The sequence below is a fragment of the Bacillus cereus genome, from assembly GCF_002567495.1.
In the GTDB taxonomy this organism is placed as follows: Bacteria; Bacillota; Bacilli; order Bacillales; family Bacillaceae_G; genus Bacillus_A; species Bacillus_A cereus_AQ.
Map to the genome: position 1 here is coordinate 210,746 of NZ_NVAP01000002.1, position 25,983 is coordinate 236,728.

A 25,983-nucleotide genomic window follows, 5' to 3' on the forward strand; every position below is an offset into this window, starting at 1 on the left:
TCTTTTAATCCAATAAAAGTAAATAAAATAAACAAAGACCCTGTAAAAATACAGGGTTAAGGGAACGCATAGTTTCTTAGAATTATAATAGCATATATTCTTTGTATAGCTACATGAGGATTTTGACAGAATTAAGAACAAGATAGAAAATCTGTAAGAAGGCAAATATAGTGCTGGAAAAGTGATTTGAAATTAAATTATAGGTATATTGAAATAGATGAAAACTCTTGAATACCTTGATTAAATTGCTTCTAAATATGAGGTTTAGATTAGAGGGAAAATTGGATCTTACCGAAAAGGAAAATATTTTTTAGATTAAAAGAAGAAAAGACACCTTTTGGGTGTCTTTTCTTTAGGTAAACAGTTCACATATTGCTGAATTAGATACGAAACCATAATTCGACTACGAAGTAAATCTTAACATAATCTGAACTGGAAAAATATGTAATATTACATTTTTAGTTTTTAATTGTTTTATTGAATAATAGAACAGCAACGTAAATAAAAAGGGCATGCAGTCGTATCTGCCGCCTCTTTTAGGAGGAATTCAAGGCACCAATAGGACACGTATTGGTAAACAGGTTTAAAAATAGTATATGTGAAAAGAAAAAGTTCTATACCAAAAGTAGACAGGACCTTATCTTTTTTACATTTTCAAAAATGAAATTCTGTCCTTTTTGAAATCAGTACAGTACACACTTGATTTGTAATGAAATTAGAAAAAGTATACATGAAAATGGCAGACAACTATTTTGTTGCCTGCCGGTGCCAGTGGGTTGAATGAGTTAGTCAATTCAATAAATTGTGCTATCCCATTACCAGAGGAGTGAAGCCGCTAGTTCAAACGGCTTAGACATAGTTTGCCTAATAAAGAAAAAATTATGAGTAAAGATTTTGTTTGCTCTATATGAAAAGATAAATAGATATTCATCAGACAAGGATAATTTAGCATACCTTGAATAGGGTGTAGAAGCGAATTAAAGAAAAGGATATTTATTTAGGAAGGGACTGACTCAGGAGTGGGACTTTCGGACAGGATTTGGGGAGCGGTGGTTGCCTTTGGCATTGCGACTAATATCGTTGCTTGTATAATGGCATTATACATTCAAAAATATGAGCTAATGATAAATCATCTTACAAATATTTCCATTTTAATAATTATCTCATTAACGTTTATTAAAATGAAAATTAACAAATGGGTGGCTTTAGGATTTACATTGGTTGTAATAGAGAAAGGTATTAAGGCGGGATATGACTTCTACACACATAATTATTATGGTGTCAGTTGGAGTTTGGCTATTATTGTCTATTGCATATACGAGATGGAAAAGTATCATATTGAAATAAATGAATAGCCGCAACAATAAGCTGTTAGTAGGCGAAATTCTTTTTAAATATACAATAATGATGGGGAATTTACTTTACTTTTGTGTATGTAAATAAAATACGAATCTGTAATGAAAAAATAAAACTTAAAAAATTTATGATGTAATGAAATCTAAATCACAGAAAATGTAAAGAAAAGAGGAAAAGGTTATGGGGAAATATAATCAAGTTTTTGGGAAAACAGATCGTATTATTTTGAGAAGATTTAGTATTGATGACACTAATTACTTTCATTTTTATCGTTCTAATCCAGCAGTGGCTAAATTTCAGTCATGGGAAAACTATCAATATCATGAAGCAAAAACGTTTGTAAATGAACAAATTAAAAATAATCCTAATCAACCAGGTACTTGGTTCCAATTCGCAATTGCTTTGGCTGAAAATAACAAAATAATTGGGGATTGTGCGCTTCACACACTTTTAAGTGATTCTCGTATCGTAGAAATTGGATTTACTCTTTCTCCAGAATATCAGGGAAATGGATATGCGACTGAAGCTGTTTGTGCTTTATTGAATTACATATTTCATTCATTACGGAAACATAAAGTGATTGCCTTTTCGGATGTTCGAAATAACAAGTCTATTTCTGTGCTAGAACGTGTGGATATGAGGAGAGAGGGGCATTTATTACAGAATTATATGCTAAAAGGGCAATGGATTGATGAATATCAATATTCATTATTAAGGTCTGAATGGAAGGACGTTAGATAATAATCAAATTCAAAAACAAAGTAAGATGGGTGTAAGTTTAAATACTTATAAAAAAGACACTACAAGAGTGTCTTTTTTTTGAAAATACTCTATAATTAACTTTGGGGAAGGTAATGTTAGAGTATTCGTTTAGCATTATCTTTATATTGGATAAACCATGAAATCGAAAGATTTTGTGGTTTATTTTTTGAACAATAGATATTACAGTATTGGCAGTGAGCTATTGATCATTATAAGCATTGGGAGAGAAGGGATTAAAAGTCTAACATCGAATAACGGTTCCGGAATATAGCGTTGCGAAGTGATCTCCCATATCCCAAACGGTACTAGCCTGTATATAGCCCTTAAAGCCATCTGAAGAATAATAAATTTCTTTTGGTATACTTTCTTTAGATTGGAAATGTGCTTTAGAGTACTTTACATAATGGTTTTTAATAACTTTTGATTCAGGAACAATAGTGTTTTTTTGTTCCAATACTTGTCTAGCACTAGAAGGGGGGATGAATTTGACAGTGTCTTGGTAATTAGGATCTAAGGTGTCAGCTTGTACACTGTGTGACGAAACAAAGACGCATAAACTACTTCCTACGATTAATGTTGCAAATGCTAACTTTGAGAATTTTGTTAATCTACTCATTTTATAATCTCCTTTTCATAATTTTGTAAGGTACCTCCTTACACCTCACAGTCTATATCCACTACAAAAGGGTGTACATACATATTGATAGACAAATTTCTACAAAATACCTCATATTTTGGCTTTTATGTATAATAATCCAATGTCTAATAATCTATCAAAAGTAAAAAGGTAGGTCTTATATAAAAGAAAATGAATAATTTATGCAGAGTTTGTATATGGAATTATTGTTTAAATATTCTAAAATGAGTTGATAAAGATGTTGGTATGTTTTTGGGAAAACAAATGATTCCTTAGGTGAAATTTGGAAAGAAGATTCTCTGTTAGAGTTTTTTATAAGGCAATTCATTTTCGTAGATTCAAAATGTAAAAATAACTAAAGAATTAAGTACAAGCACACATTTTAAATAAAAGCTTTGTTAAAGGTAAATGTTGATATTTGAAACCAATCCGAAATCTTAGTATAATTTCATGAGAACTAATGTTCTGTATGTATTAAGGTTGAGCAAAGCGTTCGGTAATCTATTGAAACATATTCGTGATTTGTCACACAGAGAGCAAGTGTTTCAATGGGTAAAACGCTATGTTGAGCCATTTTTCTCTGTCGGTGGTCGCCTAATCAATGAAATGACTGATGCTTATGATAGTTTAGGTCTAACAACATTCAGTGTATAAACGAATGAATTAAGAAAAGGGTGAAATATTGGATAACTCGAAATGGATGCCTTTAAGTAATGTTGATGATCATGAGGAAATTTGGGCAGGAGCAAGAGTTAGGTTGTACAATGTTGGTATGAATAGAGAAGACAAAGAAAATGATTTCTATGAATATATTATTTCTTATATCTACGACAACAATAACTACTTACAACTAACTAATTTAACAACAGGAAAAGCAGGTTATATTATTTGTGTCATTGAAAAAGAATTACCAAATAATTATGCTTTGGGCAAAACATTAAAGCAAAGAATAGGCTTAGAAAATACCTATTTTAGATTTGAATGTGAATAATCAACAAATAAGGGAAGCGCCAACTCTAAGGTGTCTTCCCTTATTTAATACTTTTTATCAATAATCAATAGTAACAGAGTCTAAATAAAAAGGTGAGAAGAATGAATAACATTCTTCTCACTTTCAGCAATTAGGGTGGCATATTCATCAATATGCATTAGGGTGGAATTTTGGATGAAAAATCCACATGCATAGTATAACAAACTACATAAGGTAGAATATATGTAATATTGCATATAGGGAAAGATTCTTCTAGAGAAATAAAATACAGTTTATACTGAATTATTTATTTATTATAAAGTAATAATATATTATCGGATTTTATATCTACAACTTATGTATACGTGTTACAATGAATTTCTCCAATTTATTTTATTCTTTTATATAGAATTTATAGTTTAGTTATCCCTTACAACAAAATCGGCCGTAGAAAATGATTCATGAATAGTGTGATGCACTTAGAATGGTTCAAAGGCTGTTAAACATAATCATACAAAGAATAAATTTACGTAGTTATTTTTTAGAGAATTTATTATGGTAAAGACTTCATCCGATTTGAATAGTGCTAAATTAAAATTTTTATCCAATCAAGGTCAAATAATATCTGTTAAATGAAGGTTATGTTTCATCTATTTTATTGGGAACAATTCGTAGTTTTAGAATTGCTGAATATGGAAAGATAACATATTCGAAAGGAGGATAGATAAAACGCTGCCTGTGAAATTTAAATCGCAAAATAAGGAAGTGCAGATAATAGGATTTAATAGGGGTTTCATTTCGAATGGTACTGTAAATATATGTAGAAAAAATAAAGGAGAAAAATTTAAATAAACTATATCAGTAGTAAAAGTGAAAGGGAGAAGTATCTAGTGTTTAATATAAAAGAAAGTTTGGGACAAATAAAGCTTAAAACGAAGTTGTCTATGGCATTTATTGCAATATTAATTATACCAAGTCTAATCGTAGGAATATCATCTTATAATAAAGCAAAAACAGATCTTAATGAAACAATTTTACAATCAGCACAAGATAATATAAGTATTTTAGATAAGATTGTTGATGATGAATTAGAAAATAAGCAAACAGATGTCACTCATTTTGCAAAGGTACTCACACAAGGTGATTATAACTCTGAACAATCGCAAAATGTACAGAGTAAATTTGATCAATATATACAGTTACATCCAGAGATAGAAACGATTTATACGGCATCCAGTAACAATCAATTTATTCATGCACCTGTTGGAAAAATACCAGAAGGGTTTAATCCGTTAGAAAGCAGTTGGTATAAGGATGCAGTAAAAGCAAATGGAGAGATTATTGTTTCATCTCCATATAAATCAAAGTCTACAGGAAATATGGTAATAGCAATTGCAAAGCAAAATGCAGATAAAAGTGGTGTCATTGGCGTAGATTTGAATATTAAAGATATCGTAAAAACATCCAAAATGATTAAAATTGGAAAGCAAGGGTTTGTATCTATAGTCAGTCAAGATAAAACAATAGTTGTTCATCCATCACTAAAGCCAGGAGAGAAATTAGATAAAACTTTAGCGGATGAACTGTACAAGAAAGAAGATGACGTAATTACTTATAGCCTTAACGGGGAAGATCGAAACATAAGCTTTAAGACAAACAAAAAAACAGGTTGGAAAATAGCTGGCGTAATGCCTACGAAAGAAATTGAAGAAGCTACCAATCCTATTTTTTATAAAACGCTCACTATAATAGGGGCTTCATTATTGTTAGGTGGAATTGTAATTTTATTCATACTTAGATCAATTATTAATCCACTAAGACAATTAGTTATTTCGGCCCAAAGAATTAGTCAGGGAGATTTGACCGAGAAAATAGATATTCGTTCAAAGGATGAACTTGGTCAATTAGGCGGTAGTTTCAATACAATGGCAGAGTCGTTACGTAATATTATTTCTCAAATTAACACATCTGCAGGACATGTAGCTGCGTCTTCTGAGGAACTAACTGCTAGTGTAGAACAAGCAAGTGTTGCGACGGAACAAATTACAAATGAGATGGAAGAGATCTCGAACAGTGCAGAGGTTCAAAATAATGAAGTTGAGTCTGGAGCTGAATTAATTGGTGAGGTAACGCGAAATATTCAATATGTAGCTGAGAATGCATCTGAAGTATCGGCTTCATCCATATACACAAAACAAAAAGCCAATGAAGGTGAACAATTAGTAGAACAAACTGTAACACAAATGCAGTCTATCCATCACTCTGTTTCTCAATCCGATAATGTAATAAAATTATTAGATAAGAAATCGCAACAAATTGGAAGTATATTAGAAGCGATTCAAAATATTGCGGAACAAACAAATTTATTAGCATTGAATGCAGCAATTGAAGCAGCTAGAGCAGGAGAACAGGGGCGAGGATTTGCAATTGTTGCCGATGAAGTTAGGAAGCTAGCAGAGCAATCATCTGATTCTTCGATGGAAATAGGAAGTTTAATTAAGGAAATACAAGCAGACGTACATGAGACTGTAAAAGCTATGAATGAAGTAGGAGTAGAAGTACAGTCGGGAATTAAGGCTGCGAATGATACAAAACAAAGTTTTTATGAGATTTCAAAGTCTGCAAATGATATTGTATCAAAAGTGCATGGTATGGTAGAACTATCAAATAAAATGACAACTGATGCAATGAAAGTTGATACATCGATTGATCAAATAGCTATGGCTGTAAAAGAGAATTCTTCAAGTATGCAAACGATAGCTGGTTCATCTGAGGAACAACATGCTTCTATGGAAGAGATAAATTCTTCAGCAATACAATTAGCACAGATGGCGGAAGAACTTCAAGAGTTAATTGGTGGATTTAAGATTTAAGTTGAGATTCTAGGAGAGAATGCTAGAATCTTATTACAGAGTGGAAATGAAAAATTTTATAACATAGTAAATAAGTATAATACGTACTCTCTACACGTATTGAACAGGCAGATAAGCCATTTAAAAACCCTCCATTTGGAGGGTTTTTAAATACACTTACATTAAATTTGTTGTGGTGCACCACCATTACTATATGAAGGAGTAGGATAATGTCCATGAGTAGCAAGTTGATCTGTTTTAGAAAACTGAGAAATTCCCACCGTTAACACTCCAATGAAAGCAATGCCAGATAATAATAAGCTGATTTTTTTCATTATTTTAAGACTCCTTTTTCAATTAATTTTAGTCTTGCTTGATAACAAATATGGAAATAGTCACTTACCTTTTTATGGTTCTCTAATTGTCTACATTTTGTGGCAAATAATTCAGCGTATTCGACAACATATTCCCATAACTCTTCTTTCTCAAAGTATAAGATTCCTTCTTGAATGATTTTTTCTAATTCTTCCAATGGAATGTTTTCGTTTAATCTTTTTAAAATAAAGAAGTGATGTATATATTCTTCGTTATGGATTTCTCTGCAGATTTTTAATCCCTTAACAATGAGTTTGCTAGCCGTCGATTGTTCTCCTAATTTATAATGTTCCTTAGCTTGTAGGAAGATAGCTTTGAAGTGTGTAGGGATTTTCTCTGTTACTTCTGACAGGTGACGAATAGCTAAAGTAGACATACTTTGATCAGAATACAGCCAACCGATAGTACTTTTTACGTATAACAAGGAATCTTCTTCCTTATTCTTTTGTAGTAAATCAATTGCACATTGTAGATATTCTTCAGCTTGTTCGTACTGTTTTAAATAGATGCAGCAACCACCTAACAAACTATTACAAAAGGCTGTTTTTACTTCATAACCTTCATATTTTGAAAAGATTACTCTCGATTTATTTGCGTATTCGATAGAAGCGAGCATGTTATAGGTATGGTGATAAAAAGTAGCAATTCTATAGTAGAATTCAGCGTGTTCAATTTCATCTGGTATGTCTACTAATATCTTTTCTGCCAGTTTATAATGTTCCTCTGCTTCAGTATAATTTGATATAAAAGTGGAATGAATGGATTTAAAAAAGTGATAATAGAAGCGTAGGAAATGGTCTGTAGGCATATCATAGTCGCTAATAGCATCAAAGCTATTTTGTTGAATACCAAGGCTATCTGTTAAGACAGTGTAACGAAATTCAAGTAGTGAGTAATATAGTAATAAATTTTGATCTTGATGCTCTTGATTTGGTTCGATGCTTAACTGATTAATTTTTTCATCAATTTTCTTTTTTAGATTAGTAGCTTTTATAACTTGTTGAGATAGCATAGATCGATACCAGTCGTTCAATAGAGAGGTTAACTGCTCATTTCCTTTTACTGAGACACTCATAATATACGCCCCCATCTTATAGAAATATCCTAATCCAATTTAATTGTAATTATCATAGCAAAATAGAAGCAAAAATGGAGTGATTTTACAACTTTTTCAAGAAAATTCAGAAAATACTCAATTGTTGTCGAATTTACTTATAATTTAAGTTATCTGCTCGGTATAAGTCATCAATCTAATGTGAAATAATAAACAAAAATGTTGATATGTATTTATTGTAGCTAGGTACACAGAACTAAAAATAAGATATTCTTGTGAACTCAAAAAGCCGAAATTCCTTAACTTGGGAATTTCGGTTTTGAGGTTATGTCATGGAATTGCAATTCCATGACATATCTACTGCACTAGAGTTATAATTTCTTCAGCTCTTTAAATTAGAAACTGGTACTTGATTAGCGTAGTGAAATTATTGCCTTTTTAAAAGAACGGAAAGAGTTTTTCGAGTTAGCATCTTTTGCATAATAATTATTGAAGAGGGAAATTCCACTTAGAAATACTTTTAAGCGGAAGAATAGACTAGTTTAATTTCTAATGGTCCCAGTATCCTTTATTTTGACGTGTGTCTTTACATTTATTTTAGCCTCTGCTATCGCTTGCGACCAATTTCCTTTTAGTTTTTTCCACTCTTTATATTGAAAAGCTCTAGCATATAGGGATAATCCGATTGGATCAATTTTATTCTGCTGAATTTCATTCAACATATTTTGTAAATTCGTATTAATTTCTTTTTGAATAGCAGATTTTAAATTATTTATGTTTTTTTTATTATTATAATGCTCCTTGATTAAATTCGCATTTGTTTTTTCAATTAATGCTACATTAGCATATATATCGAGATTAAATACAAACTTTCCGTTTTGAAAATTAACATCTACTTTCCTTCTTGCGTTCTGTACGAAGATAGAAGTGTTTGGTCTTTTATTAGATTTAGGAGGAAGCTCAAGGTGTAGTATCATTCGGCCGTTACTTTTTGGCTTATTTATAAGGTTGAAAAATTTAACATCTTTTTTAGGGATATGAGTTAAATATTTTCCTTTTCGATTTAAAAATGCGATTCCTACTGTGTCGATTTCATTCTTTGATTTCTTGATAATTGGAACAGTTTGTGTCATTCCTTCTTCATTTTGTTCTCTCATTAATTGTTGAATTGTAGAAGAAACGGATTGATTATTTTGAATTGAGGATTCGATTACACTATTTATATAAGATGGTAGTGATGGTTTACTAGGTTTATGAATTTTAAAAATTTCTTCTGTTGGTCCATCTACAAGTACTACTTTAGCGTTGATGGTAGCGTAAGGATCACGGTAAGAAGAATCAAGCTCCTGCAACCAATTTGCTTCTTTTGCTAATTTTTCCCCAATTAAAATGATTTCAGCTTTGGAGGCTGTCATATAGCCCGTTAACTTTGTATCTATCTTACTGAATCCAGTATATACAGTTGATGCTTGTGTCCAATGCTCTATAGTACTTTTTGGCTGTTTATGATGAAACAGTGGTATGCTTGTGCCAACTTTTATTTCTCCATTAGGGGTTCTATCCAAGCCAATTAACAGGATTAATGAAACCTTTTCAAGAGGAATTCTCTGACTACAACCAATTAAATATACAAAACAAATTACAATCCATATCCATTTTCGAATCAAAGTTGGTTCCTCCTAGTAACCCAAGTAAAAAAAATACTGTAAGCGAAAAATACGATTGGCAATAGAATAAAGAAAATGACATTTAAGATATCCATAAGAGAATATATAAATAAATATTGATCTACATCGGGATTAATAAAAACAAATAAGCCGACTATAAATAACATAAAAGCAACCAGCGCCCAATTGCGGGTGTTTTTTTGAAATGAAATGGTCATAGATTCAAAACTGAAAAATAAATACGGATATATTGTAGTGGAAAATACAATCAAATAGTAAGCGATATATATAATTTCTAATCGTTCTATGAAAGAAAAACGAACCCCTTTTAACAGATGAAATACTGGCCAAATTACGTCTTTTATTCCCTCTGGGCTAAAGTATATATAAGAAAGAATAGTCACATATAGATAGAAAAACATGGTTCCAGTATTCGCTATTAGTAGTCCTTTTAAGGCATTTTGTTTTTTTTGTAAGAACGGATAAATATAATATGCAATTTCTAAGCCGGCATAAGGAGTAATGGTTTCTTTTGTTGCTTTTATAATAGGGTATAATCCATCTTTAAAAATAGGTAGTAGATGTAAAGGATTGTAGTTACTTTTTAGTGAAAAAAGAAGAAATAGTGGCATCCAAGTAGTGAAGAAGAAAACAAGCATAGAATAACTAGTCAGAGCCCTTAACCCACTTAGGGCTAGAATAATAAAAGGTAATAGTAATAATATAGTGATTTGATAAGCAGGAGTGGAAGGGAATATCCACACTTTTACAACATCAGTTGCCTTTAATAAAGTATTAAAACCAGCAAAGAATAGATAAAAGGCATATAAAAGAAAAAAAATTGTCCCTATCCATTTACCAAAGTATGTTTTTAAAATTTGTGAGAAATTTTTGTTAGGATTTTTTTGTAACATTAATATAATAAATACGCCGATTATAGAGGTAGTTAACCATCCAAGAATGATAGAAATCCAGCCATCTGTGCCAGCTGTAGCAGCAAGTGGGCTTGGCATAATTAACATACCTGATGCAAGTTGCAGTGAATGAATGAAAATAATAAATTCGAATAAAGTTATATTTTGGAATTTAAGATTCACCATGCGAACCACCTTCTTTTTTCTTTTCTTGTTTCGGCTGTCCTGTGCTCGAGCGGGTGGTGATCATAGAAATGGGAAATCTTACAAAAGAATCTTTTAACTCTTGGAGCCGAAATGGCGCAATTGGCAATCCGTATGGTGAACCATAGGAGGTTAGTGAAACAAAATGAGCAAATAAGAGCATTACTCCACTAACGATACCTACAATCCCATAAAAGTATGCCAATAACATCATTGGAAAACGAATAAGGCGTATAGAACTTGATAAATCATAATTAGAAACAATAAATGATGCAATGGCTGTAATAGATACGATAATAACCATAACGTTACTCACAAGTCCAGCTTGAACAGCCGCCTGTCCAATTACAATCCCTCCAACAATTCCAATAGTTTGTCCAATAGGTTGTGGTAAGCGAATACCAGCTTCACGAAGCATTTCTAGTGTGATTTCCATTATAAAAGCTTCCAATAAGGGAGAGAAGGGGACTTTAACTCTTGACGTTGCAATAGAAGTGTATAAATCTATAGGAATGATTTCAAAGTGAAAAGAGACTATAGCAATATAAAATGCGGGTAAAAAAATAGCTATAATAAATCCTGCAAATCGTAATAAGCGAAAAAATGATGCAATGAGCCAATGAATATTATAGTCATCTGGGGTTTGAAAAAATCCAATCAAATTCATAGGAACAACCATTGCGCCAGGGGATCTATCCATTAACACGGCTACTTTTCCATCAAGTATATGATTTGAAATGGCATCTGGGCGTTCGCTTAAATAAGCCTGTGGAAAAGGAGTCCAATTTTGATCTTTTGTATAATTAGATAGTTCTCCGATGCTCAATACCGCATCCGTTTTGATTTTACAGATTCTAGTTTCTATTTCTTGGACTACATCTGTGTTTGCTACATCGCCTAAGTAAATTAAATAGACTAAAGAAGTGGCTCGTTCTCCAATCGTCAGCTTTTTGATTTTTAACTCTGTAGAAGGAATATATCGACGAATAAGTCCTATGTTTTTTGTGGCATTTTCAATAAATCCATCATGTGATCCTTTAATAGTAACTTCTGAAATTGGTTCTTGAATGGCTCTCTCTGCCCAGCCTTTTGTATTTATTAGAAGTGACCGCTTTTCTCCCTCCATAAACAGTACACATTGACCCTCAAGTAATCCCTCTTTAATTTCATTCCATGTATATACTATTTTTGTATGAGTAGCAATAATATTAGAATTAAATATTTGACTGTCTTCATTTACTTCTTGTAATAATGGTGTAACAACATTGGCTTTTAATGCAATACCATCTGTAAGGCCTTCAAAATAATATAGTAAAATATTCGTGTTTGTTTTTAATTGCAAAGGATGTTCAATCAAATCTGCACTAATATCAAAGATATCATCTAGTGTATGTTTAAGTTGTTTTAAGTTACTTGTTTGGATCTTTTCAATGGTTTTATCTGTCTTAGTTTCTAAGGTCTCTTCATTTAAGGACAAAATTGACACCTCTTTAATATATAACGATTAGTTGTAGTTATTATTTTTATATGATTGAATTTTATTCACTAATTTAAAAGAATTGGAGCTAAGAATTGATGTGCTATATTATTAATTCAATAATTTAGAGCAAAAAATAGAGGTGATTTGTGTGGAAATCTAAGTATCAAGATAAGAATTGAAATTTGAATGATTATAATAAAAAAGAACCCTTGATAGGCTCTTTTTCATAGTTGATAAATATGTTATCAACAATAGATGGCGATTAAGGTATTAATTTAGATGCCTTTAAGTTAATCAGCTGAATTTTGTAGGAAGAATTCTTTTTTCATACCTTAACACTCAATGAAAAAGGATATTTCATTTATTTGGGTGTTCTAGTGTATTTGAATTTTGCGCACTAATAAATTTTGTTTAGGGACAAAATGCATTTTCTTAATTATCAGAAAAATAAATACGACAAAATTCTTATTAATTATTTTGGTAGGTATCAAATATTTCTTTGGCCTTATTTTCTTGATATTACCGTACGTTTATATGTTTCTAAGGGAAAGAAATACTTTCATTTTTATTACCATCTATTGTTTGATTAAGATGGTAACATGAAAATGAAACGTTTACAACCAGAAAGTAAAGAAAAAATACTAAAATGCGACTTTTTTCGACAATTATTTTATGCTTATATTTCATTTTATTATAGGAAAAGGCGGAGGGAAGCGGACCTTTTCCTATAAAATGTTTTGTTGGAATTAGAAATAACTAAAAAAGTATTAATTGCTTAAAATTAAAATAAAATTCAATGAGTAAGAGCTCAAAATCATGAAATTCATTGATAAAGTTATAATTTAATTTTTGAACCTCAGGTGTCTTGAAAGTATGGTCAAATTTTAATCCATGTGGCGTTTCTTCCTTTTGTAACAAGCTTAATATGGCCAAATACTTGCAAGGAATTTAAAGCCTTACTGATTGTACTTTCTGCAATGTCTGGATAAGTGTTACGAATATTTTCCTTGGTAAAAGGTTGTTTTTGTTTAAGTATAAAATCCTGAATTCTCTCAACTTTAGTATTTTTACATATAGAATCTAGAACTGTGTTATGAAGATCTTTGTAAGCCTCTAATATAATTGTTAAAAACGTTTTTAACCAAAAGCTATTATTATGTTCCTCGCAGTACCAATTCACCGAAGATTTATAAATCGAATTGTAATAATCAGATTCATTTTTCTTAATATATTTATCCAAACATACATATTTTACAAATGTATGTCCACTCTTAATTAACAGCAATTGCATTAACATAAATGCCAGTCTGTTATTACCTTGATTGAAAGGGACTATGCAATAAAAATTTAATATAAAACGAGCTATTAATAAAAGTGAATGTAGCCCCTTACTAGTATTTAATGAGTTGTATTGATCACATAATTGCTCCATAAACTGTGGGATAAGTTCATGCGGAAGAATGCGGTAACTATTCAAGTGCATTCCATGTTCTGGAACTCCTGGAATAATAAAAGGTTTTTCACGCCATTTGGCACTGTCAGAGGTAATATAATGTATTAGTTGAAAATGTAATTCCTGTATAGTTGCTGGATTAATTAATAAAGTACAGGAGTTTTTATGTACAAAAGAAAGTGTTTGATAATAGCAAAAAATAGCATCTTCAGAAATATTTTGAGGTACTATATCATCTAAAATAAGTTCTTTTAATCTTTTATTAGGAACTTTTATATCCTCATAAATAGTTGTGAAATTTTTTATGTAATGTAGTGGTATAGTTTTTTCTAAACTATTAAATATGTCAGGGTTTTGTTCCTGATAAGCAGCTAATTTTCCTTTGAATTCGCTAATTTCACTTATTAAATTTATTAACCTCCTTTTTAATTCAATATTTTTGTACTTATCATCAAAAAAGTCTCTCATTTTTGTTCCTCCTGTAACCCCTTAACACGTTGTTGCATATATCTTTCCATTCTAAAGGTATGCCACGACATCATTGTGAAATAAAAACATTTTAGGTCTGATTTTGAATATATATCAGAATCTATATTTTTATTTAACAATTAAAATATGGAAATTATAAAGAAGAATCGTTAGGATTCAATTTTAATAGGCATAATCCTAACATCAAATGCACAAATGTACAATAAAAAAAATAAAACTATCGACTCTTTTGAAATATTATCTAAAAGAGTTTTAAGAAATTTAGGTATAGATGTGCCTTAGTTTAGGAGTAAATAATAAAGTGGTAATAGAGTTTTCATAGGTAATTAAAAAGTATATAGACTATTAATTTGTGACAATTACGTGCCTAATCTATCATGTGCTTTTATGAGAATTCTAAAATTAAATCCTAACGAGCTGAATTTTCTATATTTAGCATAAATATTAGAAGAGGCGTGCTGATGAAATGTATCATTTTATATAGAAATATGTAACGTTTCGCACTCGTATTGTAAAATATTTTGACATACGTTAATTTAAATATTAGGTACAGGAACATTTAATAAAAACTCAGTACGAAAGTACCCTTAAACGTTTCACCCTAAGAACGTTTCTCAAGCACACTGAAGTTTACCCTTTGTTTCTGTGCCTTATTAGATAAAAATAACATAATAAATTTTTATAATATGATAATGAAAAATGGATTTTCCTTAAACATTAACAATCTCTTGATGATCTGTTTAAAGTAAGGAAATGCAGGGTAGACAATGGTATTAATAAAGAAAATACAGTTAAGCTAGATACCTTAAGTTATTTTATAAGTTATTAAGCGTTAGATTGAATTAGTAAGAATATTATATGTGTTTGCTAAATGGCTTGTTTTAATTGGTCTGTTACTATTAATTTGTGAATTTTAACATTTAGAAGCTAGTCAACATATAGGTTATATTAGTTATGTGGGTTTTAACTTCAAGTGTATATGTTTAAGGTTAAAGGATTTGTGAGTGGTATAAAAGAAGTGAAAGTCTGGAAGAAACGGATATAATCGGTTTCTTCCAGACTTTTTTTGCTTTTTTGTAATATAAAAAATTTATTTTTCCTACATGATTTAATTATCCGTTTTAATATTTGAATTTTTTGTGAAATAAAATGAGGTTTTTATTCTTCTTTAAATACATAATGTTACAAAATAGCGTAATTGTATTTACTTTATTTTTATAGGAGATTAAAAATAATAATAAATGTACCAATTTATGAGGGATATTAATATATTAATTGGTGATTTGTTCGTTTATCCCTATATTGCTATTATATTAGCGAAAACAATATATTGGGGGGACAAGAATGAATTTGAAATTAACATCTAAATTGGAAATATTAAGAAAAAGTAAAAAAGGAATTGGTGCTTGTGTTCTGGCTGCAGGGGTGACGGCAATTACAATGATTCCTCAAAGTGCGTATGCACATGGGTTTGTTGAAAAACCGAGTAGTCGTGCTGCTTTATGTAGTCAGAATTATGGGTCATTAAATTTAAATTGTGGAAATGTAATGTATGAACCTCAAAGTCTAGAAGCACCTAAAGGGTTTCCAGAAGGTGGACCGATTGATGGTAAAATCGGTTCGGCAGGAGGACTATTTGGAGGAACTCTTGACCAACAAACAACAAATCGTTGGTTCAAAAACACAATTAAGGGTGGAGCAAATACATTTACATGGAAATATACAGCAGCACATTCTACAAGTAAATGGCATTATTACATTACAAAAAAGGGATGGGATCCTAATAAACCATTAACACGTGCTGAATTAGAACCAATTGGAACTGTGAAACATGACGGTTCGGCCGCATCAAATAATTTAACACATACAATTAATGTACCAACTGATCGTAATGGTTATCATGTTATTTTAGCTGTATGGGATGTAGCAGATACGTCAAATGCGTTTTATAATGTAATTGATGTAAATTTAGTAAATAATGAAACTCCTGATACAGTAGCTCCAAGTCAACCAACTGAATTAAATGCCTCTAAAGTTTCTGCCAATAGTGTTGAAATAACATGGAAGGCCTCTACTGATAATATAGGTGTAAAAGAATATCAAGTGTTACGTAATGGCGAAGTAATTGATACGGTACCAGGTACAACTTTTATTGATAAAAAATTAAAAGCAGATACGGAATATACCTATACAATAAAGGCATTAGACTCTGCTGGAAACATATCAAAAGAAAGTGAAAAACTAAAGGTTAAGACAACACATGCAATCCCGGATATAGAGGCTCCAACTCAACCAAAAGGATTACATAGTATGGGTACAACAGCGACAACTGTTGATTTGATGTGGAGTCCGTCTGAAGATAATGTAGGTGTTGACCATTATATTGTATATAGAGAAAGCGCTGGGGTTATGAATAAAATTGGGACAGCGGCTAATACATCCTTTATGGATAAAGATTTGAAGGCTAATACATCGTATAAATATGTAGTGACGGCGGTTGATTTAGCTGGAAATGAATCTAGTAGAAGTGATGTTTTGAATGTAACAACAAAGTCAGAGGATTCCATATATGAAAAATGGGATGCAAGAAAAGCATATACTAAAGGCGATAGAGTAGTACATGAGGGAAAAGTGTATGAAGCAGTTCAAGATCATCAAGGAAATGGCGACTCAAATTGGATTTTTGCCTTATCGCTTTGGAAGCCAGTTTTGAATAAGTGACAGGTGGGAAAAGGTAGTTAACATTTTTGGGTTTTCTTTTAAAAATTAAGGGCTGTTCCAAATATGAATTATCTTATGATTTAAATGATAAATCAATAAGATTTAAACCCCATCCTAATGTTTACGAAATGAAATTAAAAAAGAATCCCAATGGAATTTCATTGGGATTCTTTTTTTCTAATTTGTAATAGCGTATATTTTCACTGTGAATTTGTTAGTGGCACCCGTTGGACTTGCAATATAGTATTTAGTATTTGTGTAAGCTTCAGTCCTAGATCCATGTGAAATGTTTTTCCAACGAGTAGAATCTATTCCTAGGGAAACATCAATCATTACATTGAAAGAGATAGTAGAAGAATAATCTTTTTCTGAAGGCTCAATAACCCATTTTAATTCTTTGGTACCTACAGGTAAACTATCAATTTTAAAGTTTTGACTGGATCGATTTTGTTGCCCGGATAAAGGACTAGATTCAGATGATATTTGCGAAATTAATATTTCGTTTTCATTAGAATGTAGACCATTTAATTTAATGATACTATCAATTAAACCTGGACCAGGAAAATCAGCTGTGATGATACCAGAATGTTTAATTACGCCTTGTTGTAAGAGATCGGTCCCAAGTGTATTCATTCCCCCATAGTATACTTGTCCGTTTCTATCGCGAGGGAAATCACTCCATGCATTTGTGGAATTCGTTTGAATCAATTTAGGACTACTATCAGTATTTCTGCTCTCTTTTCCGCTTGCAATAAACCAAGGATATACATTATTTAAAAAAGCCGCTGCGCCCCCCGTACCACTAAAATGGTTGAGGTAAATTTTTCCATTATTAAAGTTAGTATTTGCATTTTGTAGATGAGTTTTTATCGCAATCCATTTTGCATATATTTCGTCTGGTCCGCCTCCAATTTCAAATTTATCTTGTATATTCAAACCTTCGTAATCAATACCGTACAATTGAGTGGATGTAAAGTTTTGTAAGATTACAATTTTCCCGCGGGTATCTCCTAAAGTAGGGTTATTTCTATCTGAAGTTGGTACGGAGTTAGGGTTCCAAAAATATGAAGCATTAACGTTTTTATATTTTAAAAATATCTCCTCAAATGATAGAGATCCACTCTCAGGGGTAGTTTCTTCTTTTAGGCGCATTAATATTGTTTCTGTTGGATGATCTTTTAAAAATTGAATTGTCTCTTTTAATACATCTTCAAACACAGCTTTTTGATTTACAATGCCATGATACATCGCAAAAGAATCTTTTACACGTTTAACACGCATATCTACATATCGGATTCCAGAATTTAATTGTTGGGATAGACTCATAGTTTGATTTCTTGTCAAATTTTCATCAAGAAAGCTTGCTCCATGTAAAGCCATTGTACCGTGAGTCCCTGGAATAGATATTTCACTTAATTTTGTAGAATCTTCTATTTTCGACATCCACGCTGGATTTTGATATCCTATATTGGATTCATAGGAATACCCTGAATGACTATCAGCTAAAATAGTAGATGGTGTACTTAAACTTGCTAGTGTAATACAAGTGAGGATGCTAATTTTAATGAAATTTCTCATTTTTATTTTCTTCATTTTATCTCTCCTGACCTTTAAACAATTGCTAGATGATTTTTTCCTATATTTATTGTTTTTCATTCTTAAGATAATAAATTTTTGTATTTAAAAATAATTAAAAATAGGGGGAGTAAGTTATTTGAGACTTTAATAATTTGTTTTAATGAATTGTACCTAATAGCCAAACGGATTCTTGGAAAATCGAAGTATAGCCTCCAAAAAACAACTGTTTATCGTATTGTATACAAACAAAACAGAAGTCCTAAAAAAGACTTCTATTTTGTGACATATAATGAATGATAAGGTGGTAAACAAATCAAGATAATGTGAATGAGTGGTAAAAATTTATCAATAGCTGTTTTAGAATCTCTTATAACAAGGTTGATTACAAAAAGTGAATCCCTACAATGCTAATAAAAATTGAAAAATTCTACTCATTAAAACTTAGACTAACTACAGTTGCGATTGATTGGGCTGCATGTTCCCAGCTTCCATCTATAACTTTACCAATCTGCTGACCAAGTGCATTTAAATCATTTGGATTAACTGGAATACCATTATAAGCAGCAAGAATTGATAAAAGTGGAGCAGCAAATGGTGTCCAACCACCTCTATCAATATTAAATACAGGTTTATCTAGTACCTTTCCATCTTGTACTGTAAACTCATAATAAAATTGATCATCTGGACGAAAACTTAAATGATGAGAAATTTGCCCCTTAACATATTTTTTTCCTGCACCTAGATTTACTACTTCTATTTCTTTTACATTAAATTCATGTTCAAATACTTTAATTTTTTTGACTTCTGGACCATTTAAGGCAGCTTGAACGGCTGTTTCCAAATTATTTTGTGCAAAAGGTTGAATACTCATTTGTGCCTCTTTTGGTTGAATAGGAGCCTCTTTTTCTGCAGCAAACACCGAGGTAGTAGGTAGCACACCTGTAGCTAATGTAGCTGCAAGTGCTGTTGTCATAATGATTTTTCTTTTCATCTTCATAGTTTTCCTTCCTCTCTTAAAGTTATAATATATAATCTTTTAAAGACTGACACAGTGCAATTTTTTTCATAATGTACGCAAAAAATCAGTTTAAGAATTATGTGAAATCGTGTCAGAAAATTAAAGGTAATTATATATGTATTTAAGATGATATCCATCTACACATGTTTTTTCAATTTTTAGATAAATATAACGGTAATGACTTCTTGAGAATCAATTTAGCACCTTGTTTATCTAGAAAAGTCCTATAAACACATTTAGTTCATAGTAAAAGTAATATATTTGATATTAAATGTCTTGCGTAATGCGATAAAATTTCACAATTTTTCATCATTATATACAGAAAAAGGTAACGAAACTTAAGCGATATTTAATACTTGTCATAGTTGTGAATTATGTGAATCTACTTATTGTAACAGCTAAGATGTTAGATCCTGTTTTTTAAAACATAACTTATCCGGATTCATGAAAAGTATTTTAATATATTAGTTTTATTTGATGTAACAATATATGGTTTTGTTATTTAAAATAAAATATGGAAGTAACATAGGGGATTTACGCATATAGTAATTTTAATGGTATAATTAACAAAATTTTCATTTAAATCAGATAAAAACATAGTGTTTTTAACTTATAATAATGTTACTACGATGAAAATATGGCTACTAATTAGTTCATTTAAAAATCAATTTTAGATAGGAAGAGGATAATGAAGACCAGAGATAGTTATAAAATTATTGTAATTGGTGCTGGGACTGCAGGACTATCTTCTACTGCACATTTATTACGAAATGTCCCCCTATTGAAAGAAAGTATAGCAATTATTGATCCATCAAAAAAACATTACTTTCAGCCACTATGGAGTTTAGTGGGGGGAGGCGTTGTTTCAAAGGAAAGTACGATGCGTGATCAAGAATCGCTTATTCCAAAAGGAGCAACGTGGATCCCTAAAAGTGTTGTTAAGTTATGTCCATCTGAAAATAAGATACTTTTAGATGATGGACTGTTGCTTGAGTATGAAATTCTTATTGTAGCAGCCGGAATACAAATAAATTGGGAAGGTATTAAAGGCTTAAAAGAGTCTATTGGGAATAATGGGGTTTGTAGTAATTACTCTTATAAATATGTTGATTCAACTTGGAGAGAAATTAAAAAATTTAAAGGAGGAAATGCGGTTTTTACCCACCCCAATACTCCTATTAAATGCGGTGGTGCTCCACAAAAGATTATGTATTTAGCAGAAGAGTATTTTTCTAATAGCGGTGTAAGAAACAAAAGTGAAGTAATGTTTTATACTGCGAACGCTAACATATTTCAGGTTCCACGTTATGCAAATACTTTAGAACAAGTACTAGAAAGAAAGCAAATTACAACAAATTATAATAAAAACTTAGTAGAAATTATTGCCGAAAAGAAAGAAGCAATTTTTGAAGATACGCAAACACTGAAAAGAGAAACTGTACCATACAGTATGATCCATGTTGTTCCACCAATGGGGCCACCTAATTTTATTAAAGAGAGTGAGATAAGTGATTCTCAGGGGTGGGTAGATATAAGCCCTTATACTTTACAGCATGTACACTATAAGAATATTTTTGGACTTGGAGATTGTACCAATTTACCCACCTCTAAAACTGGAGCGGCAATTCGAAAACAAATACCTGTCTTAAAACAAAATATTATGGACGTAATTAACGGAAGAGACTTGCATGCTAAATATGATGGATATACATCCTGTCCGATTGTTACAGGATATAAAAGTCTTATACTCGCTGAATTTAACTATGAACATGAGCCCCAAGAAACGTTTCCATTTAATCAAGCGAAAGAACGGTATAGTATGTTTTTACTTAAAAGATATATGTTGCCCTATATGTATTGGAATTTAATGTTGAAAGGGATCTTATAGGAGAAGATAAAAAGTGGTTATAAAAATTGAAAAACAATTTGAAATAACTATTTGGAGGGAATAACTATGCTTTTAAAATATTTTTATGATGAAAAATTAGCACATGCTTCCTATTTAGTCGGTTGTCAGAAGGAAGGTGTAGCAATTGTAATTGATCCAGGTCGCTATATAGAACAATATATAGAGTTTGCTAAGAAAGAGGGGATGGAAGTAATTGCTGCAGCTGAGACTCACATTCATGCAGATTTTCTTTCTGGATCTAGAGAACTTTCTAATCTTTATCATGCAAATTTATATGTATCTGATGAAGGAGATTGTGATTGGAAATATCAATATCTTAACGAAGGTCGATACAAATTGGTTAGAGAGGGCACAGAGTTTAAAGTAGGCCATATAAAATTTAATGTAATTCACACCCCAGGGCATACGCCTGAAAGTATTTCTTTTTTAGTAACTGATACAAGTCAAAATAACTATACCAATGATAAGCCGATAGGAATATTCACAGGTGATTTTATATTTGTAGGGGATATAGGAAGACCGGATTTATTAGAAACTGCTGTCGGCATGAAAGATACTGCAAAAATAGGAGCGAAACAATTATTTGATTCTATACAAAAAATAAAAATACTCCCTGATTATTTGCAAATATGGCCTTCACATGGTGCAGGAAGCGCATGTGGAAAAGCATTAGGAGCAATTCCAACTTCTACATTAGGTTATGAAAAGATGTTCAATTGGGCATTTCAGTGTACTGAAGAAAGTGATTTTGTATCGACTTTATTGACGGGACAGCCAGAGCCTCCAAAGTATTTTTCATTAATGAAGAATTTAAATAAGTATGGTCCGCCAATTCGTAAGAAGAGAAAAAGTACTGCTATTAATACAGTAGAAGAACTTCAAGAAATTTTGAGGAGCGTTCATCAAATAGTTGATATAAGGGATGTAGAGAGTTTTGCTGCAGGTCATATTGAGAAGTCAATTAACATACCTTATAACAATTCATTCACAACTTGGTGTGGATGGTTATTAGATTATAAAAAAGAAACTTTAATAATTCTAGATGAAGAAAAGGTTAAAGTGGAGGCAGTTATTAGAGAATTTGAATCCATTGGGTTAGATAATATTATTGCTTTTGCATCCTTAAAAGTAATACAAAGACTTGATAGATTTGAAAGTTACAAAGAAAAAACATCGATTGAATTATATCCGCATATAAAAGGTGAAAGCGTTAAGGTTATCGATGTGCGTAGTAAAAAAGAGTGGGAGGAAGGACACCTTCATGATGCAATACATATCACTTTAGGTAATCTAATTGAACAGATAGATTATATACCGAAAGATTGTCCAATAGTTTTGCAATGTCGAACCGGACTACGTTCCGCTATAGCAGCTAGTATTTTACAAAGAGCTGGTATAAAGGAAGTAGTGAATTTAAAGGGAGGATTTCTTGCATGGAAAAAAGAAGGGTTTCCTTATACAACATGCAATCTCAATGTGTAGGAGAATATTATATGATAGGTAAGGATAATTAAAAGAAGTTATAGATAACGTGTTAGACAAGGAAATCATAATTGTTGCAGCTTCAGGAAATACATTAGGATTATTAATTGATTATCCGGTAAATATGAAAATGTAATATTTGTTTTAGCATTAATGAATTTAACATTTGATCCATCTTTTATGGAATGGTAGTGTTGGAAGTACTTAGATATTATCAATATGAACCCAATCAAAAATTCTCTTGGATGTAAGAGAATTTTTTTATTGGGAATAGTAAGGGGGAGGGGAGGTGCATTACATATGGGAAAAGGTAGAAGTAATAATGCTGGTAAAAAGAAACCGAATTTTGATGATTCATCTAATTTTGCTAAACAAAGCCAACCGACAGAAAAGAAGAAGAAATAAGAACAGGAGCTCTCTTGATAAAGGGAGCTCCTATTAAAAGTGTATTAACGCTTCAGAACAACATATCGAAATAGCTATAAATACAAGGTTTTAATTTTTACGAATGGCCCCTCATTTAATATTATTGTCCCGCTTTTTTATACTTATTGACGCGTTAAATCCATTTGAAATGCTCCTTAATGGCGTTGGGCATGACCTCAATTAAAATTTTTTAAACCTAATTGGACTTACCATTAAGAGAGCGAGGATTAAAGTAATCCATGCATTGCTATATGAAAACAATCCCATACCAGCCAATGATAATCCTGCAGCTGGAATAGGTAATCCCTTAAAATATCCAATAGTTGGTTTAACACTAAATTTAGCTAATCTTAAAGCACCCATTATTGGGAAAAGGATAAATGCCAAAGACGTTAAAATAGAAGGTGTTGCTATCGTATGAAATAAAAGCGCAGGAGCGACGCCGAAACTAACAATATCAGCTAAGGAATCCAATTCTACGCCAAACTCACTGTTCACTTTTAATTTTCTCGCAATTCTTCCATCAAGAAAATCTAAAACAGCTGAAAAGAAAATGAAAATGGAGGCTGCTCCTAAATATTCACTCATATTCAAGGTGATGGAGAAAACACCGCACAATAAATTTCCAATCGTAAATAAATTCGGTATAACTTTTACAAGCTGATTAAACAAGTTTGTTCCTCCTAAATTAATTAAACTTCACATTTCTATAGCAATTTCTATATATTCTTCCGTTATTCTTAAAAATATATGACCACTGTATTACTGTAAGCTAATTAAATTTCGATAAGAGAAAAATTGATTTCTTAAACGTTCCGCTGGTTTATAAAAATGTTTAATCATTTTCAGTACGCGTTATTGAATATTAGTACCTGATAGTTGATATTTTGAGTAGTCAGGGATTTTCCGGTTCTGGTGCAAAAAATTCAAGGTAATTAAAAATAATCTCTAAAAAGGAGACATAATGATACTATTATTTTAAAAAGGTTCGTGGTTGGTATCGAATATAAAAAAGTTGGGGTTTTTATACAAAAAGCGCCCGAAAGGGTGCCTTTTGTATCTCTTAAAATGACTTAAGATGTGTTTACTTGAGTTCATTAGGTAGTTAGAGGTTCATAGACTATCTTTAACGAAAATGTTGGGCGGTTTATAATTTTTATATATAAATTTAATGATAATAAGAGAGTAAAACCATAGGGGACTTAGAAAGTTCCATGGAAAGTACATATCAAGCTGACTGGAAGATTGGAAATTTAATAACTGGTAATACATTTTACTTAACGCAACATTTTGGTGCGTTAAGTAAAATTTTTAAAGTCCACACAAATGGTACCCTAGAACGATTCCAAACAAGAGAACCAGAATTAGAATAAAATTTGTTGCAGGATCTATTAAATTCATTCTTTGTTATGAAAACACATTTTTAGCGGAAATATCTTCTTCACTATTTTGCGCTGGAGAGACTTTATAAAAAATGGTTACGTTTCCTGATCTTGAAATAATCCTCTCAAATTGCAATCCTACTTTTTCTAAAAGTTTTTTAAATGAAATTTCTAAAAGTTTGATAGGCAATACCAAGGGAAAAGACCGTAGCTACCATATGTGCAGTCCATTTAGGAATATTTAAATTCAATACGGTATTGTACAAGATTCCATATATGATACAAATGATTAATACAAATGCAATGAATTGAAGAGCTAACAAAAATAGTGGTTGTTCCATTTATTCTCACTCCCTTCGTTTAATATATTAATATATTTTTTTTGAAAGTGGAAGTTTTATTTCTATAAAGTTCCAAAAATGTGATATGAAAGGGATATTAGTAATCACAAGAATTGATGCAACTATGATGTAACTAAAAATAGTATTACAAAATCAGTAAAATAGTAAAGAAGGTCGCCATTCACGGCGACCTTCTTTACTATGCGTTATATCCAAATAACTTTAGATCTTCTCCAGATCCTGAGATAATCTTCTCAAATCGTAATCCTACTTTTTCTAAAAGCTTTCCTGAATTGATGTTATCTATAGAAGTAATTGCTACAATGCGTTTTAGGCCTAGCTTTTGTACACCATACTCAATTACCGCAGAAGCTGACTCGTAGCCATATCCTTTTGAACGGAACTTTTCTAAAAAGGCAAAGCCGATATCAACATCTTCTAATGAATCTCTTTTAATAAGACCACACATACCAAGTGGAGTGAGATCTTCTTTTCGTTCTACTAAGTAAAGGCCAAATCCGAGGTTGTTATACATATCGATGGGACCGTTTACAATATAATTTTTTGCATCGTCTAAGTTTCTAACTCCTTTGTCACCGATAAACTGAATCCATGCAGGATCGTTTACTAATTCGAGAATAAAAGGAGCGTCTTTTATATCAAACCAACGAAGATTAAGACGTTCAGTTTCAAGAACTATCAATTATTACACCACCTTTAAAAAGTTATAACAATTAGTATGGATTGTGCAAAACAAAAGTGCAACATATTTTAATGGGGCTTTGTTTGTTCACATAAAGTTCGTTTGTTTTGTATAGAGAGATATTTTATAATTAGGATTGATTGTAAAGAGTGAGATGCTTATACAATGACTCCTAGGTGACTAGGAGTTTTTACTATATAACTATCATTA

At 31.3% G+C, this 25,983-nt stretch carries 19 protein-coding genes and 1 pseudogene; 8 read left to right on the forward strand and 12 right to left on the reverse strand.

All coding sequences use genetic code 11. The annotated features are described in order from the left end of the window. The first annotated feature begins 1,019 nt into the window (after positions 1 to 1,019). Entirely contained in the window at positions 1,020 to 1,355 is a 336-nt protein-coding gene (locus tag COK05_RS01175; RefSeq protein WP_098611138.1) for a hypothetical protein, read from the forward strand. Positions 1,356 to 1,536: 181 nt separating this feature from the next. Then, the gene (locus COK05_RS01180) at positions 1,537 to 2,097 is read left to right on the forward strand and encodes a GNAT family N-acetyltransferase (RefSeq protein WP_098611139.1); all 561 of its coding nucleotides are present in this window, start codon (positions 1,537 to 1,539) and stop codon (positions 2,095 to 2,097) included. 262 nt (positions 2,098 to 2,359) lie between these two features. On the opposite strand, the gene COK05_RS01185 is transcribed toward COK05_RS01180, so the two are convergent. After that, entirely contained in the window at positions 2,360 to 2,734 is a 375-nt protein-coding gene (locus COK05_RS01185; RefSeq protein ID WP_098611140.1) for a hypothetical protein, read from the reverse strand. A gap of 501 nt (positions 2,735 to 3,235) precedes the next feature. Here COK05_RS01185 and COK05_RS01190 point away from each other — a divergent pair. From COK05_RS01190 to COK05_RS01200, 3 genes and pseudogenes are all read left to right on the forward strand, one after another. Next, a pseudogene (locus COK05_RS01190) lies at positions 3,236 to 3,370 on the forward strand (IS1595 family transposase); the annotation flags it as partial. 85 nt (positions 3,371 to 3,455) lie between these two features. Further along, positions 3,456 to 3,746, forward strand: coding sequence for a hypothetical protein (locus COK05_RS01195; protein ID WP_098611193.1), 291 nt, complete (start codon positions 3,456 to 3,458; stop codon positions 3,744 to 3,746). Positions 3,747 to 4,615: 869 nt separating this feature from the next. Continuing rightward, on the forward strand, positions 4,616 to 6,598 hold the full coding sequence (locus COK05_RS01200; RefSeq protein ID WP_141538846.1) for a methyl-accepting chemotaxis protein: 1,983 nt from the start codon (positions 4,616 to 4,618) through the stop codon (positions 6,596 to 6,598). A gap of 161 nt (positions 6,599 to 6,759) precedes the next feature. Here COK05_RS01200 and COK05_RS31205 read toward each other — a convergent pair whose 3' ends face one another. The 6 genes from COK05_RS31205 to COK05_RS01230 all read right to left on the reverse strand — a co-directional run bounded on the left by COK05_RS31205 (position 6,760) and on the right by COK05_RS01230 (position 14,192). Further along, a complete protein-coding gene (locus COK05_RS31205) occupies positions 6,760 to 6,912 on the reverse strand; it encodes a hypothetical protein (protein WP_098611141.1) in 153 nt (50 codons plus the stop codon). Then, positions 6,912 to 8,027 carry a tetratricopeptide repeat protein gene (locus COK05_RS01210; RefSeq protein WP_098611142.1) on the reverse strand — a complete coding sequence of 372 codons (1,116 nt, stop codon included), beginning with the start codon at positions 8,025 to 8,027 and terminating at the stop codon, positions 6,912 to 6,914. Before COK05_RS01210 ends, COK05_RS31205 begins: the two co-directional genes overlap by 1 nt. Before the next feature lie 521 nt (positions 8,028 to 8,548). Continuing rightward, on the reverse strand, positions 8,549 to 9,673 hold the full coding sequence (locus COK05_RS01215; RefSeq protein WP_098611143.1) for a Ger(x)C family spore germination protein: 1,125 nt from the start codon (positions 9,671 to 9,673) through the stop codon (positions 8,549 to 8,551). Continuing rightward, on the reverse strand, positions 9,670 to 10,773 hold the full coding sequence (locus COK05_RS01220) for a GerAB/ArcD/ProY family transporter (protein ID WP_098611144.1): 1,104 nt from the start codon (positions 10,771 to 10,773) through the stop codon (positions 9,670 to 9,672). The genes COK05_RS01215 and COK05_RS01220 overlap by 4 nt, the downstream gene beginning before the upstream one ends. After that, entirely contained in the window at positions 10,760 to 12,268 is a 1,509-nt protein-coding gene (locus COK05_RS01225) for a spore germination protein (protein WP_098611145.1), read from the reverse strand. Before COK05_RS01225 ends, COK05_RS01220 begins: the two co-directional genes overlap by 14 nt. Before the next feature lie 880 nt (positions 12,269 to 13,148). Next, on the reverse strand, positions 13,149 to 14,192 hold the full coding sequence (locus tag COK05_RS01230; protein ID WP_098611146.1) for a Fic family protein: 1,044 nt from the start codon (positions 14,190 to 14,192) through the stop codon (positions 13,149 to 13,151). Between the two features lie 1,365 nt (positions 14,193 to 15,557). Here COK05_RS01230 and COK05_RS01235 point away from each other — a divergent pair. Next, positions 15,558 to 16,934: a lytic polysaccharide monooxygenase gene (locus COK05_RS01235; protein WP_098611147.1), complete on the forward strand. Its 1,377-nt coding sequence runs from the start codon at positions 15,558 to 15,560 to the stop codon at positions 16,932 to 16,934. Positions 16,935 to 17,111: 177 nt separating this feature from the next. On the opposite strand, the gene COK05_RS01240 is transcribed toward COK05_RS01235, so the two are convergent. Beyond that, on the reverse strand, positions 17,112 to 18,527 hold the full coding sequence (locus COK05_RS01240) for a phosphatidylinositol-specific phospholipase C (RefSeq protein WP_098611148.1): 1,416 nt from the start codon (positions 18,525 to 18,527) through the stop codon (positions 17,112 to 17,114). A gap of 412 nt (positions 18,528 to 18,939) precedes the next feature. Beyond that, on the reverse strand, positions 18,940 to 19,509 hold the full coding sequence (locus COK05_RS01250) for a hypothetical protein (RefSeq protein WP_016130655.1): 570 nt from the start codon (positions 19,507 to 19,509) through the stop codon (positions 18,940 to 18,942). Positions 19,510 to 20,218: 709 nt separating this feature from the next. Between COK05_RS01250 and COK05_RS01255 the strand changes: the two genes are divergently transcribed. Beyond that, positions 20,219 to 21,418, forward strand: a complete 1,200-nt coding sequence (locus COK05_RS01255) for an FAD/NAD(P)-binding oxidoreductase (RefSeq protein ID WP_098611150.1) — start codon at positions 20,219 to 20,221, stop codon at positions 21,416 to 21,418. Between the two features lie 66 nt (positions 21,419 to 21,484). Beyond that, entirely contained in the window at positions 21,485 to 22,921 is a 1,437-nt protein-coding gene (locus tag COK05_RS01260; protein WP_098611151.1) for an MBL fold metallo-hydrolase, read from the forward strand. 606 nt (positions 22,922 to 23,527) lie between these two features. Here the strand turns inward: COK05_RS01260 and pssA are convergent. From pssA to COK05_RS01280, 3 genes are all read right to left on the reverse strand, one after another. Continuing rightward, positions 23,528 to 24,019, reverse strand: a complete 492-nt coding sequence (pssA, locus tag COK05_RS01270) for a CDP-diacylglycerol--serine O-phosphatidyltransferase (protein WP_098611152.1) — start codon at positions 24,017 to 24,019, stop codon at positions 23,528 to 23,530. Positions 24,020 to 24,887: 868 nt separating this feature from the next. Next, on the reverse strand, positions 24,888 to 25,070 hold the full coding sequence (locus COK05_RS01275; protein WP_098611153.1) for a hypothetical protein: 183 nt from the start codon (positions 25,068 to 25,070) through the stop codon (positions 24,888 to 24,890). A 199-nt stretch (positions 25,071 to 25,269) separates the two neighbouring features. Continuing rightward, positions 25,270 to 25,773, reverse strand: a complete 504-nt coding sequence (locus tag COK05_RS01280; protein WP_098611154.1) for a GNAT family N-acetyltransferase — start codon at positions 25,771 to 25,773, stop codon at positions 25,270 to 25,272. Positions 25,774 to 25,983: the final 210 nt, after the last annotated feature.